The organism is Bacillus sp. Marseille-Q1617 (assembly GCF_903645295.1).
In the GTDB taxonomy this organism is placed as follows: Bacteria; Bacillota; Bacilli; order Bacillales; family Bacillaceae_B; genus Rossellomorea.
Map to the genome: position 1 here is coordinate 15,957 of NZ_CAHJXM010000002.1, position 13,028 is coordinate 28,984.

13 protein-coding genes, 2 tRNA genes and 1 pseudogene are annotated in these 13,028 nt (G+C 43.9%); 2 read left to right on the forward strand and 14 right to left on the reverse strand.

The window, feature by feature from the left end:
• Positions 1–7: 7 nt before the first annotated feature.
• From hslO to spoIIE, 9 genes and pseudogenes are all read right to left on the reverse strand, one after another.
• The gene (gene hslO, locus HWX64_RS11620; RefSeq protein WP_175989755.1) at positions 8–886 is read right to left on the reverse strand and encodes an Hsp33 family molecular chaperone HslO; all 879 of its coding nucleotides are present in this window, start codon (positions 884–886) and stop codon (positions 8–10) included.
• Between the two features lie 23 nt (positions 887–909).
• The gene (locus HWX64_RS11625) at positions 910–1,677 is read right to left on the reverse strand and encodes a type III pantothenate kinase (RefSeq protein WP_175989756.1); all 768 of its coding nucleotides are present in this window, start codon (positions 1,675–1,677) and stop codon (positions 910–912) included.
• Between the two features lie 5 nt (positions 1,678–1,682).
• Positions 1,683–1,941, reverse strand: a pseudogene (locus HWX64_RS21940) (hypothetical protein).
• A gap of 158 nt (positions 1,942–2,099) precedes the next feature.
• Positions 2,100–4,076 (reverse strand): ATP-dependent zinc metalloprotease FtsH, encoded by a 1,977-nt coding sequence (gene ftsH / locus HWX64_RS11630; protein ID WP_175989757.1) that lies wholly within the window; start codon positions 4,074–4,076, stop codon positions 2,100–2,102.
• A 125-nt stretch (positions 4,077–4,201) separates the two neighbouring features.
• Positions 4,202–4,750 carry a hypoxanthine phosphoribosyltransferase gene (gene hpt, locus HWX64_RS21945; protein WP_254871133.1) on the reverse strand — a complete coding sequence of 183 codons (549 nt, stop codon included), beginning with the start codon at positions 4,748–4,750 and terminating at the stop codon, positions 4,202–4,204.
• Between the two features lie 3 nt (positions 4,751–4,753).
• Complete coding sequence (gene tilS, locus HWX64_RS11635; RefSeq protein WP_254871134.1) at positions 4,754–6,160, reverse strand: tRNA lysidine(34) synthetase TilS; 1,407 nt, start codon at positions 6,158–6,160, stop codon at positions 4,754–4,756.
• Between the two features lie 66 nt (positions 6,161–6,226).
• On the reverse strand, positions 6,227–7,240 hold the full coding sequence (locus HWX64_RS11640) for a serine/threonine-protein kinase (RefSeq protein WP_175990707.1): 1,014 nt from the start codon (positions 7,238–7,240) through the stop codon (positions 6,227–6,229).
• Complete coding sequence (locus tag HWX64_RS11645) at positions 7,209–7,949, reverse strand: VWA domain-containing protein (RefSeq protein WP_175989758.1); 741 nt, start codon at positions 7,947–7,949, stop codon at positions 7,209–7,211. Before HWX64_RS11645 ends, HWX64_RS11640 begins: the two co-directional genes overlap by 32 nt.
• Before the next feature lie 97 nt (positions 7,950–8,046).
• Entirely contained in the window at positions 8,047–10,539 is a 2,493-nt protein-coding gene (gene spoIIE, locus HWX64_RS11650; RefSeq protein WP_175989759.1) for a stage II sporulation protein E, read from the reverse strand.
• Positions 10,540–10,819: 280 nt separating this feature from the next.
• Here spoIIE and HWX64_RS11655 point away from each other — a divergent pair.
• Positions 10,820–10,896, forward strand: a tRNA-Met gene (locus tag HWX64_RS11655).
• Between the two features lie 8 nt (positions 10,897–10,904).
• Positions 10,905–10,976: transfer RNA gene (locus HWX64_RS11660), tRNA-Glu, on the forward strand.
• Positions 10,977–11,021: 45 nt separating this feature from the next.
• Here the strand turns inward: HWX64_RS11660 and HWX64_RS11665 are convergent.
• From HWX64_RS11665 to HWX64_RS11680, 5 genes are all read right to left on the reverse strand, one after another.
• Positions 11,022–11,492, reverse strand: coding sequence for a DinB family protein (locus HWX64_RS11665; RefSeq protein WP_175989760.1), 471 nt, complete (start codon positions 11,490–11,492; stop codon positions 11,022–11,024).
• Between the two features lie 64 nt (positions 11,493–11,556).
• Positions 11,557–11,811: a GNAT family N-acetyltransferase gene (locus tag HWX64_RS21950; RefSeq protein ID WP_254871187.1), complete on the reverse strand. Its 255-nt coding sequence runs from the start codon at positions 11,809–11,811 to the stop codon at positions 11,557–11,559.
• Complete coding sequence (locus HWX64_RS21955) at positions 11,799–12,002, reverse strand: hypothetical protein (RefSeq protein ID WP_254871135.1); 204 nt, start codon at positions 12,000–12,002, stop codon at positions 11,799–11,801. Before HWX64_RS21955 ends, HWX64_RS21950 begins: the two co-directional genes overlap by 13 nt.
• Positions 12,003–12,121: 119 nt before the next feature.
• The gene (locus HWX64_RS11675; RefSeq protein ID WP_175989761.1) at positions 12,122–12,547 is read right to left on the reverse strand and encodes a S1 domain-containing RNA-binding protein; all 426 of its coding nucleotides are present in this window, start codon (positions 12,545–12,547) and stop codon (positions 12,122–12,124) included.
• A 74-nt stretch (positions 12,548–12,621) separates the two neighbouring features.
• Positions 12,622–13,014 (reverse strand): septum formation initiator family protein, encoded by a 393-nt coding sequence (locus HWX64_RS11680; RefSeq protein ID WP_175989762.1) that lies wholly within the window; start codon positions 13,012–13,014, stop codon positions 12,622–12,624.
• Positions 13,015–13,028 lie beyond the last annotated feature (14 nt).

Genomic DNA, 13,028 nt, shown 5'->3' on the forward strand with positions numbered 1-13,028 from the left:
TGTTTTACTATTTTGCTTCCCCTTTGAGTTCTTCTAATTCCACATCTGAAAATACATACGTTTCGTTGCAGAAGTGACATTTCGCTTCTGCTTGCCCGTCTTCGTCGATGATATCCTGGATTTCAGTTTCACCCAGGCTGATGATCGCGTTGGCAAATCGTTCTTTCGAGCATTGGCATTTGAATGATACCGGCATTGTTTCAAGGACTTTCACTTCACCTTCGCCCAGGACTTCTTCCAGGACTTCTTCAGGTGTAAGTCCTTTTTCAATCAGCTTTGAAATCGGCGGGATTTTCGATAGTCTCTCTTCTATCTTTGTAATCGTCTCATCGTCGGTACCCGGCATCAACTGAAGGATGAATCCACCTGCAGCGAGAATCGTATTATCGGGATTTACAAGCACTCCCACCCCTACAGAAGAAGGGACCTGCTCCGAAGTGACAAAATAATACGTAAAATCTTCTCCAAGTTCACCAGAGACGATCGGCACCTGGCCCGAGAAGTGATCTCTCATTCCGATATCTTTCACGACAGAAAGAGTACCAGAAGTTCCTACAGCACGACGTACATCCAGCTTTCCATGTTCGTTAAGATCAAAGTGAACATGCGGATTGGAAACATAGCCCCTTACTTCCCCTTTGGCGTTGCTGTCCACAAGAATCGCTCCGATCGGACCTCCGCCTTCCACCTTGATCGTTAATTTATTTTCTCCTTTAAGCATAGCTCCCATCATGACCCCGGCACTGATGGATCTTCCTAATGCGGCTGAAGCAGTCGGCCATGTGTCATGTCTTTTTTGCGCTTCACCGACGGTTTCTGTACTTTTCACGGCATACGCACGCACTTGCCCATCATAAGCCAAGGCTTTCACTAAGTAGTCACTCATGTTCATGCTCCTTTCCTTGGTTGTTAATTCATATTTCGTTTATAAATCAGTTTTAATCCTTTAAGGGTAAGGAATGGGTCCACTACATCGATTGAATTTGATTCTTTGGAAATCAGAGCAGCAAGCCCTCCTGTTGCAATGACAGTCGGTTCTTCTTTACTTTGTGCTTTCATTCTTTGTACGATTCCCTCAACTTGTCCTACATATCCATAAAGTATGCCGGCCTGCATCGCCGTTACCGTGTTCTTCCCGATAATGTGATCCGGTCGGGCGATTTCAATCCTTGGCAGCTTTGCCGCCTTCGAATACAGGGCTTCTGTCGAAATACCGATACCCGGGGCGATCGCACCCCCCATATACTGTCTATCCTCGTTGATATAGCAATACGTTGTAGCGGTTCCAAAGTCCACTATGATAAGCGGGCCGCCGTATTCATGGATGCCAGCTACCGCATTCACAATCCGGTCTGCCCCTACTTCACGCGGATTTTCGTATTTGATATTCAGTCCTGTTTTGATGCCAGGTCCCACAACAAGCGGGGTGATATTGAAATATTTTTCGCACATGCGTTCCAAGCTGAACATGATCGGCGGAACAACAGATGAAATGATGATTCCGTCTATCTCTTCGAATTTCAAGTCTACGTGCTGAAACAGATTTTTCACCAGCATGCCGAATTCGTCTTCGGTTTTGTGACGGTTCGTTTCCGATCTCCAGTGATATTTTAAATGGTCGCCTTCATAGACGCCATACACGATATTTGTATTCCCTACATCCATTACAAAAATCAATACTCTCACCTACTAAGCCAATTGTTTTCACATACTGCCAACATCATACCATATCTTATAAATAATAGGTAAGTACAAAAACTGAGCGGAATTCTTACGATAAAAAAGGTTAGTGTCAGACGGGATTGAACTTCTATTCCCGCTTTTGATTTCTGTGCAAGACTTCGCTTTCCGCGGTTGACCCGTGAGCCTCCTCGGCTTTGGCTGCGGGGTCTCACATTGGCCACTTCTCCCGCAGGAGTCTTCGTCTTGCACTCCAATCAACCGCTCGAGGGGTTAAAATCTGTTTTACAAATCAATATCAACAAGTGTCATATGAGGCAGCTTTAATATGAAGTCCAACATTGTGCGTGCAAACGCTTTTGCTCTTGCTATAAAAAACAGAAAAAGACTGCACCCATCATAGGTACAGCCTCTGCGTATTATGTGCGATCTGTTTTGTCAGGATCGTCGGTTTTTGGTGTAGTGTCTGGTGTTTCTGCTTCGATCACGTTTTCTTCGTTTTTCTTTTGGATGTTTACCTTCACGTCGCTTTTGTCTGCTTTGTCAGACTCATAAGTGCGCTCAGGTAATGTTCCGTGATCTACTAGATGCTTGATTTGTGCTGCATCTAGTGTTTCGACGTCAAGCAGCGTTTTGGCGATCAGTTCAAGCTTGTCGCGATTCTCTGTGAGAATTTTCTTTGCACGTGCATAGCTTTCCTTGATCAGGCGCTGCATTTCCATATCGATTTCATGGGCAATGGCATCTGAATAGTTTTGTTCACTATTGATGTCACGTCCCAGGAACACTTGACCGCCTTGCTGTGAACCGAATTGAAGCGGTCCGAGCTTGTCGCTCATACCGTATTCGGTCACCATCTTGCGTGCGATACCCGTTGCACGCTGGAAGTCATTATGGGCACCGGTGGATACTTCGCCAAAAATGATTTCTTCTGCGACACGACCTCCCAGCAAGCCCGTAATTTTATCGAGAAGCTCAGGCTTCGTCATAAAGTAGCGATCTTCTTTAGGCAGCATGACGGCATATCCGCCAGCCTGACCGCGGGGAACGATGGTTACTTTATGTACCATATCCGCTTCATCAAGTATCACTCCAATCACGGTATGGCCCGCTTCATGGAATGCAACGATTTTACGTTCTTTTTCAGATATGACGCGGCTCTTCTTGGCAGGTCCCGCAATGACGCGGTCCGTTGCTTCATCGATATCGCGCATATCAATCTTCTTCTTGTCTTCACGGGCGGCAACAAGTGCTGCCTCGTTCAGAAGATTTTCTAAATCCGCTCCCGAGAAACCTGGGGTTCTCATCGCGATCGCTTTCAGATCGACTGAATCATCAAGCGGTTTGTTGCGGGCATGTACTTGAAGTACAGCCTCACGACCGATAACATCCGGGCGGTCCACCGTGATTTGACGGTCGAAACGACCTGGACGCAATAATGCAGGGTCAAGAATGTCCGGTCTGTTCGTCGCGGCAACGATGATGATTCCTTCGTTCGCTCCGAAACCGTCCATTTCGACAAGCAGCTGGTTAAGCGTCTGCTCACGTTCATCGTGGCCTCCGCCAAGACCTGCCCCACGCTGGCGGCCCACTGCATCAATCTCATCAATGAAAATGATACAAGGCGCATTTTTCTTCGCGTTTTCAAATAAATCACGTACACGTGATGCACCGACACCGACGAACATTTCAACGAAGTCAGAACCACTGATGGAGAAGAACGGCACTCCCGCTTCTCCTGCCGCTGCTCTGGCAAGCAATGTCTTACCGGTACCAGGAGGCCCTACTAACAGCACCCCTTTAGGAATACGTGCACCTATTTCAGAGAATTTACGTGGATCCTTAAGGAATTCCACAACCTCTACAAGTTCCTGTTTCTCTTCATCCGCTCCGGCTACATCTTTAAAGCGGACTTTCTTCTTCTCTTCACTATAAAGCTTCGCCTTACTCTTACCAAAGTTCATGACTCGGCTTCCGCCGCCCTGAGCCTGGTTCAGTAAGAAGAAGAATAGAATGAAAATGATGACAAATGGAATGATCGTTGTAAAGAACGATACCCATCCGCTCGTTTCTTTGGCCTGTAAAACGCTGACGTCAATCCCCTGCTCAGAAGCTGCAGCATTGATTTGATCCATCAGCTTGCCATCGGTAGTAAGGACATAAGTTAAGAAGGATTCTCCTTCTTCAGCTCCTTTTAACTCTCCTTTTACCTCATATACACCTCTTCCAGGCTGAATGGAGAACGATTCGACTTCCCCTTTTTCAAGCTGGTTGATGAACGTACTGTATTCGATATTTTTGGTTGGTTCGTTGTTGTTACTGAAATAACTCACCACACCTATAATGACTAAAAAGACCAGTAAATAGAATATGGTGTTACGAAAGATCCGGTTCATCCCTTACCTCCTCCCACGGGTAAACAAACTAACTAAAATAGTATCATAGTAAATCATGGCATTACAACAAATAGGACTTGATGTTTTACACTAAAACGAATAGAATATTCCTCTTTAGATTACACTTATTCCCCTGTTGTATACACTTCAGGTTTCAATACACCGATATACGGCAGGTTACGGTATCTTTCCGCATAATCCAGTCCGTATCCCACGACAAATTCATCCGGAACAATAAAGCCGACATAATCTGCTTTGATATCCGCTTTACGGCCGGTAGGCTTATCTAAAAGAGTGACGATGCTGATTGACTTCGCTTTGCGGTAGCGGAACAGCTCCACAAGATAGCTTAACGTCAAACCGCTGTCGATGATATCCTCGATGATCAGGATGTCACGGCCTTCGACTTTGGTATCCAAATCCTTCACAATCTTTACTTCACCGGAAGAAACAGTGGAATTCCCGTAACTTGAAACATCCATGAAATCCATTTCCATATGAGTGTCCATACGCTTGCACAGGTCAGCCATGAAAGGCATTGCACCTTTCAATACACCGATTGCCAAAGGGAATTTATCTTGATATTCCTCTGTCAGCTGTGCCCCTAAATCTTTGATCTTTGCCTGAAGTTCTTCCTCTGAAATCAATACTTTTTCAATATCCTGATTTAACAATGTTCAACTGCCTCCTAGAAGATGATTGCTTTTACATTCTAATACTAAACTATTTTCCCTAGCTTCTCCTAAATCGTAAATCGACTTCTTTATTCCGGGAACCCAAAGGATTTCCTCCTTCGAGTCGACAACTACCGGCCATTCATCACGCAGGTGCCGGGGAACTTTTTCGTCAATGAATAGGGATTTGAGCTTCTTTGTCCCTTGTAAACCTTTGATCTTCAATCGATCTCCCGTCCTTCTTGTTCGAATGAATAACGGAAGTGTTACGTCCTCGCGATGTAAATAAACACAATCGCCGTTACAGGATTCTGGATCGAATAAAGAATCATGGAGAACAAACTGAGATCCGCTTGGAAGCGTAAGAGGGTTATTATCCTTCAGCTCATAACAATAAGGGGCTTGACCAGACTCTAATTTCCCAAAGTGAAAATAACAGGTGTGATACGCCCTTGTTACTCGGAGACCTCCAGGTAAATCCAAGCTAGCATTAGGTGATTTTCCTCTTAATATACCCAATACATCGTAAATATGTATAGTCGATAAAGAAGATGGTCTTTGTTTGTAAAGATAGTTTAATATTAGATTAATCCCTCTTCTTTGTAAAGGCTCAGCCATTGCAAGAAAGCCTTCAATATTCAACTCAGAGAAAACCTCTGTGTTATTCCATACCTTATTCAACTTTTCCCGTGTTAATTCCTCTAAAAACTCTTCATCTTCCGTTATTTCTTCACTAAATTGTTGAAATTGATGATGAACCAGCGGGTTTTCTTCTTTTAAAAATGGAATGATTGCTCTTCTAAATCGATTCCTCGTATAAAGTTCTTTCTCATTGCTGGGGTCAAAGCGCGGAGAAAGGCCGTGCTTCCCGCAATACTCTTCGATCTCCCGCTTGGTGACCGGCAGGAATGGGCGAATGATCATACCCGGTGTGAATTCACGCTTATAAGGAATCCCCGCTCTTCCCTTACCTGCTGAACCCCTCGTCAGCTTCATCAAGATCGTTTCCACCTGATCATCCCCATGATGACCCAATGCAAGTTTGTCTGCAGAGACTTCCTCCATGACTTCCCTGAGAAAACCATATCGCACGTTGCGGGCGGTCTCCTGGAGGCTGCCATTTGTATCTGCCATGACTTTTTGAACATCGATTCTTTCACCGTAAAAAGGAATCTGACGCTCCGTACAAAATTCCTTAACAAAAAGGAGCTCCTGATACGACTCCTCTCCCCGAAACATATGATCGAGATGAGCAGCAATCACTTCGGCTCCCCATTCTTTTCTATTCATATGAAGAAAATGAAGCAGCGCCAAGGAATCCGGTCCTCCGGAAACTGCTGTCACAATCCGGTCCCCGGCTTCTATCAACTGATGACGTTGAATGAACTCTTTTGTCGACTTCTCTAACATGATTACTTCCTCTTCCTCGGCTCTTTTTCCTTATTGTATCAATTTCAGACCTCAGGTACTACTATTCTACATGAGCTCTCCATAGATATATAAGACATATAGAAGCGATACAATCATGACCACCAATACAGTTTCAAGGAAATGACTTGATTTCTTCCGTTTCTGTTTCTGGACTCTGCTTGGATGAGAGCCCGGGTGTGATGTAGACGGACGGGAAGAAGAAGATGCTGATGCTTTCCTGGCAGGCCTGGAGCCAGTAGATTGAGTGCTTCCGCCATGTGAAAGTCCATTCAGTAAGTGATTCCTCATTTCACCTGCAGAAGGAAAGCTTCCTTCCAACGCTTTTTCAATGGTAGACTGAAATTTGCTCAATTGGTCTTTCGCTCCGATGGCCTTTCTTAATTGCTGCATATTCCCTGTTCCTGTCTTATTGAAACGTCCGGGATAAGCTAAATTTATAAAAATCATGCCAACTGAAAATAGATCATAGGTGGGTTCTGCTTTTCTGGAACCCCCAAGCCAGTAGCCGCGGTCGAAAAACTCGGTAAATTCCTTTATGGCTCTCCCCTGTATGGTCGTCCCCCCTACATCGATGCAGCGTATCCTGTAGGGAGGTCCTGTCACAATCAAATTTTCAGGCTTAAGATCCCCGAACACCCAACCCTCCTGATGAATCCGTTCAAGGTCGGAAAGCAGCTGTGCGATCAGCACACCCGTCCAAGCAGAGCCTTTCGATTGTACAAAGCTTAATAAATTCACTCCCTGAATATATTCCATCGTATAAAAATGTATGATCCCGCCTCTCGTCTCCCAATCATCCACCTGATGAAGTTTAGGTCCAAGGGGAGTTCCCTGGACCTTTGAAAACGACTTTAATACATTGACTTCAGAAGTGATGGAAACATTACTGTCACTCATCTTCAATGCCAGGCAGCCGGAAGCTCCCTGTACCAGATAGACCATTCCGTTGGCGCCATACCCCAGCTCTTTTACAATCGTATAGATCTGTTTGTACCATTTCCCTCTGATCACCGTCCCCGCAGGGAAATTAAATGGTTTCTTCGAAGTATTGTTCATCATCGCCACGAGAGAGCAATCCCCTTAATGAACGTTTTTTCTTGAAGTATGTCAGAGCTTCTGAAATGGCCGGACCAGTCGGGGTTATTCCGCCTGGGGACAATTTAGAGAAAATACTCGTAAGTGTTTCAAGCTTTGGTGTCCAATCCAGCAATTTTTCGACATCTTGTCGTTTCCCGGGAAATACGAATACAGAAAATTTATTATCTCCCATTCTAGCATTCAAGCTTAAAGACAAGTCCAGCAAGGCTTCTTTGACTGTCGGAAGTTTATGTTTCATACTTGCAGACGTATCGACAAGAATCAACACTTCCATGTCAACAGATTCACCCAGCTCGTCCACCACTTCCATTACTTCCCCGCGCTGATCAGGCGGCAGTTCTTCCATAGAAGCAGACTTCCCAAGAATTTGTTTTAATTCATTATTCACTACCCCTTGCAAGGTTTGTGTCATTGCTTTTCTCGTTACCATTTGAACCGTTTGTGAAAGCTGCTGGGCATATACAATTTGACTTACCCCGCCTCCTGATAGAGCGATCCCTTCAATCTCCTGCATCCCGTTATCATCAATCACATCATTATCCATTACTCCTATGACGTTTACCGAAATACCCTGTTCCTTGGCAAGTGCCGCCATGGCGATCGGGTCTTCACCTTGATTCGAGCAGCCATCCGTAATTAATAGAATTTGACGAAGTGTACCTGTCTTCATCAGACTCCCCTCCTAATTCAAAAGATGGTATCATCTTCGCCGAATCAGGAGGATTTTATACTTCATTTCACTATATTTATAGAGGGGCTCCCCTTTCTTACGAGATTCTTTTTTTATCTTTTTCGTGTGTTTTCTGTACCGGGATAGACGACCATTTAGGTATATTATGTTTGATTTTTGATACCACGATCGTCATATCATCTTCTATTAAACCTGAACTTGAACGTATCACTTCCTCCATTAAAATATCTGCGACTTCCTGAGGTTCATCTGTTTGGAGTTCCGCCACTTTCCGCTTCATCCATACATCATAGTTTTCTACATGCTTCGGCCCCTCAAAGGCACCGTCACTCATCATGATCAAGAGATCTCCCGCTTTCAGCTGCTCTGACACCACATCCACATCAAAATCATGCTGCAGCATCCCCATCGGCAGGTTGCTGGCTTCTATTTTCATCACTTTATCTCCACGTTTAATAAAACTAGGGGTTGACCCGATTTTCAAGAATTTTGAAGATGCATGTTGAAGGTCGATCATGGCTAAATCCAGAGTCGAGAAAATTTCATCATTCGTCCTGAGTGACAGGATGGAATTAATGGATTTAATCGCTACCTCCTCTTCAATTCCCGATTCAAGTATCTTTTTAAGGAGCCTGAGAGTTTCATTGCTTTCATAATGGGCACGCTCTCCGTTCCCCATACCATCACTGATGGCCACCGCGTATTTCCCGGCCCCGAGTTCGATCATGGAAAAACTGTCACCAGAAACAAGCCCTCCACCTTTGGCTGCATGGGATACTCCTGTGTCCACAACAAATTTCTTTGCCGACCTGAACGTCATCTGACAGTAACCATTAGGAAATTGAGCACAATCCTCCTTAAAGACCACAATATTTTCTCCCAAAATGTCCGATAACATCGGGGCAATCAGCTTTTCTCCCTGTCCATGGCCTCCACAGTAAGGAATCGTCATATCTATGTCCACTTTCCCCTGTTCCAAGTTATAAATTTCAATATTCTCGATCTCTATGCCGAACTCATTGATGCTGGCGAGTATCTGCTCCTCCTGTATATGATGGTTTTCCCTTTCTCTTTGGATTTCCTTCGCGAAATTGCCCATGACTTCAGAGACGCCCAGTAATTGATCGGCTACTAACCTTCTGCTCTCCTTCACTTGTTTTTTTAGTTTGAGATTTGCCTGGTAGAATGTCAGCTCCTGATAAATCGTGTCCTGCAGCTTCTTTTCTTTCGTACAATGCTTGTCCAGCTCCCTGTGAAGGCGCGGCGACAGCGGAACCTTCCCTTGATCAAACTCATTCATCACATCTTTCATCAGATTATAGGTTTTATCAAAATTCCTTGACCAGCACTGGTCCTTTTTGAAACACGTCTGACACGTCTTTTCTGTGACATTGCTCAAGAAATAGTCGAACTCTTTATCTTCCTCCTCTTCAAACTGATCTTCTATTTGCTGAAAACTATTCGATAACGCCTGGAAAACGGAAGAAAACTGAGTGACCCTGTTTGCGGTCACATCTCTTACCCTTCTCATATATCCCTGCTGTTCCTGCTGATATTCGGGTGTCCCCGGAATATGCTTAGCGATTTTAACGGCCAGGCTCTGCGGGGTTAAGAACAACAACAGTATCGCCACTCCCGATTCATACAGGGTTTTGGTCAAAACCGTATCACTATCTCCGTACATCCCCATAAGCAGGGTAGCGATCATCAGACCGATTGCAGCTCCAAATTTCTTCCCTTCCTTCATCAATCCGCCCAGAAGGCCCGAGAAAGCAAGCAAGCTCATCTGATAAAAGCTCGCAACACTCGCCAAACTGAAAATCAGACCGGTTACGACCCCTACTGTTGAACCGATTGTAGCTCCTGCCACAAAAGAAAATAATAGAACTAAGTATCTGGATAGAATGTGTTCAATGGACAGGCTGTATACTGCCCATCCGATTGTTCCGGTCATGATCGAAGCGAGCAGGATGATCAGACTGACCACTTCTTCTGTTTTAAGTGAGCGTCTTCTGCGCTGCACCGTCACAAGCGGTACGCTTTGAATGAAAATGTACGTCAGCAGGAAGGCAAGACTCGCTTCGATCATTGCCATGACGCCATTGTATATGGTAAGGACCTGATCCTGCTGGATGTAATTGAATGCAAGCTTTACTCCTATTACAGTGAATAACACATAAAATGCTACGTATTTCAGTTCGTTTTTATGATATTTTTGTGTTAAACGAAAGATTAACAGGAATAGTATCGTGCTTGCGAACGTATAACTGATACTAGAGAACGATAATGTGACGGAACCTGCAAGCAGCCCCAGTAAAGCGATCGGGGACTTTTCACGCCTGACGAGATAGACAGATGCAAAGAAAGGCAGTGCAAACGGAGTCAAATGCGACAGAATGAGTGCCCTTCCCAATAAAAATCCAATGATGAACAGCGCGATCCCTTTTTGCACAAACAGCCATTCCAACTTGGAATAAACCCACTTTATTCCTTTAGACAATTCCAGTCTGGTGTGTTCAATGTCTACATTTTGAACAGGTTCTATGATTGTCTGATTGGCTTTACCCATGTAACAAACACTCCCCATTTACTTTTTTGTTAAGTATAAAGGGGACAAGCTCAAAAGTTTGTCAAAATGAGGGAATCCACCCTAAGAATGTTTCGACGGCATTCTATGGATTCCGTTATAATATTCTGAATATTTTATATTATGGAGGTCTTTTATCCTCCATTTTTTAGCTAAGACTTAGACACAGACTGACTTGAAGGAATTTTGACAAATTCTTTTATAATATCTGTTGACAAGATTTTTGTTTCTATGTATTATAGATTTTGTGCTTAAAACATATGGCGGTGTAGCTCAGCTGGCTAGAGCGTACGGTTCATACCCGTGAGGTCGGGGGTTCGATCCCCTCCGCCGCTACCATATTGCACGGCCCGTTGGTCAAGCGGTTAAGACACCGCCCTTTCACGGCGGTAACACGGGTTCGAATCCCGTACGGGTCATATTTAAAAGACTATCCAGAACTGGATAGTCTTTTTTTTCGTCACTTATGCTTTTTCTTTATAAAGCGCCTCTTCGATCTGTTTCTCATGATGTTTGTCATGCCAGATAAAATCTTCAAAAAACTCGCTTAATGTATAGTGGTGATCATCCACCTCAAAAGACTGCTCCATCCGCTCCTCATCCAGAGTCTCTATATAAAGAAGGATGGATTTTCTTGTTTCCATGCCTTCTTCCAGTAAACGTTCCTGTGTGACCCCGTCATGGGCATATTTTGCAGCTTCCTGATTAAACGCATCGAATTCCGGAAATGAAGGAAGGACAGCTCCATCCGAAATATTTGGCAATACCTTTTCCATGATATATCCGTCCCACTTTATGATATGCGAGACATTTGCGGCAATCGACCATTTCCCTTCGTCCATCGGTGCGTACCATCTGTCTTCCTCAACATTCTTCAATTCTTTCAGCCAGGATATAAAATAGTCATGATGATTGAGAAGTTCTTCCTTTTTCATGTTTTTTCCCCCATTGAGATTATTTAAAAACAAGTATTCGGTGCAGGGGAACGTAATTCCTTTTTTACAGAATTAAATAATGTGAGGATTTTTGATAGCTGTCGGTTTTCTGGTAGCCAAGTGACCGGTAGAATAGATCTCCTTCAGAAGTGTCTGTATGCAGGATGACCCCTTTATAATACTTCTTGGCAAACTCCTGAAGTTCATTGCATAATAGGCGTGCAATCCCTTTTTTACGGTAATCCCGAAGGACGTAGACCCTTCTTAAACGTCCAAGACTTTCCCCACGGTTATAGGGATCCCGGTTTAAGCCTCCAATCGCGACGAGCGTTCTTTTTCATAGATACCAAGAAGAATTTCTCCATGCCGATCAAATCGGTTCTCACCTGTAGTGTATTCCGCTATCATTCTGTCCAGAAAGCGAAATCCTTCTTCCTTGCTTTCTTCCACCAAATGATGAAGATCAATGATTGAGAGATCGGTAAGTACCGCTACTTTTAATTCCTTCATTAGCCCCTCCGAAAATGTTGATCTATAGATAATTCGGTAATCAAAAAAACAGACACACTCAACATTGAATGTGCCTGTTTCAGTCGTACAACCTGCTATATTAGTTAATAGACAGCAAGTTAACCTCGTTTCGCCCCTCTTCCGCCGCGTCGCGATTCAGTATTTTTCTTCAAAGATGACAGACGGTCTTCACTGTCTTTCAGGAAGCGCGCCATCTTTTGTTCGAAATTTTCCTTCGTACGCGTATCATTCGGTTTGTTGTTGTTACGCGGACGTTGAGGGCGCTGTGGGCGCTGCGGGCGTTGTGGCTGGTCCTTGGCTTTACGGATGGATAAACCGATCTTCCCATCGTTCTCAACATTAATTACTTTTACTGTTACTTCGTCGCCAACTTTAAGGTGTTCATTGATATCCTTAACGTAGTTGTCCGCAACCTCACTAATGTGTACTAAACCAGTTGAACCTTCCGATAGCTCCACGAACGCTCCAAAATTTGTAATGCCTGTTACCTTACCCTGTAACTTGCTGCCTACTTCGATTGACATAAAAGAAATGCTCCTCCTTAAAATGATAAAAGATAAACCTTACTATATATTATAGCCAATTAAAAAAAAGAGTGTCAATAAGACTCCTCTTCTTCTTCCTTCTTTTTCTCCGGTTCAGGAATATTAAAAATAATTTCCCCTTCATCGGATAAGAAATAATCACGGCGTGCAAGCTTGGCGATGTATTCATCGTCATTAAGCTTGACGATCTCTTCTTCCAAGGCACTTTGGTGATCTTTCAGTTGTTCCATTTTATGTTCAAGATGGGCTTTTTCTGCGCGTTTTTCCTCTAACATTTGGGCTCTGGAAATGAGAGTCGAGATCAAAAATCCACTAATTGCCAGCACTAAAACAAAAAATAAGGATAATCTACGAACTAAACGCTTTTTTCTCTTAGATGAAGACTTATGTATATGCTCCTGGTGACGAACATATTCATTTTCCATAGACGTTACGTTTTTACTCATTCCCAAACCTCCTT

Excerpts from the sequence above, each read along its gene's own strand:
- hslO (WP_175989755.1), bottom strand. The coding sequence starts at position 886 with ATGAGTGACTACTTAGTGAAAGCCTTGGCTTATGATGGGCAAGTGCGT.
- ftsH (WP_175989757.1), bottom strand. The coding sequence starts at position 4,076 with ATGAACCGGATCTTTCGTAACACCATATTCTATTTACTGGTCTTTTTA.
- tilS (WP_254871134.1), bottom strand. The coding sequence starts at position 6,160 with ATGTTAGAGAAGTCGACAAAAGAGTTCATTCAACGTCATCAGTTGATA.
- HWX64_RS11640 (WP_175990707.1), bottom strand. The coding sequence starts at position 7,240 with ATGATGAACAATACTTCGAAGAAACCATTTAATTTCCCTGCGGGGACG.
- HWX64_RS11645 (WP_175989758.1), bottom strand. The coding sequence starts at position 7,949 with ATGAAGACAGGTACACTTCGTCAAATTCTATTAATTACGGATGGCTGC.
- spoIIE (WP_175989759.1), bottom strand. The coding sequence starts at position 10,539 with ATGGGTAAAGCCAATCAGACAATCATAGAACCTGTTCAAAATGTAGAC.
- HWX64_RS11665 (WP_175989760.1), bottom strand. The coding sequence starts at position 11,492 with ATGAAAAAGGAAGAACTTCTCAATCATCATGACTATTTTATATCCTGG.
- HWX64_RS21955 (WP_254871135.1), bottom strand. The coding sequence starts at position 12,002 with ATGAAGGAATTAAAAGTAGCGGTACTTACCGATCTCTCAATCATTGAT.
- HWX64_RS11675 (WP_175989761.1), bottom strand. The coding sequence starts at position 12,547 with ATGTCAATCGAAGTAGGCAGCAAGTTACAGGGTAAGGTAACAGGCATT.
- HWX64_RS11680 (WP_175989762.1), bottom strand. The coding sequence starts at position 13,014 with ATGAGTAAAAACGTAACGTCTATGGAAAATGAATATGTTCGTCACCAG.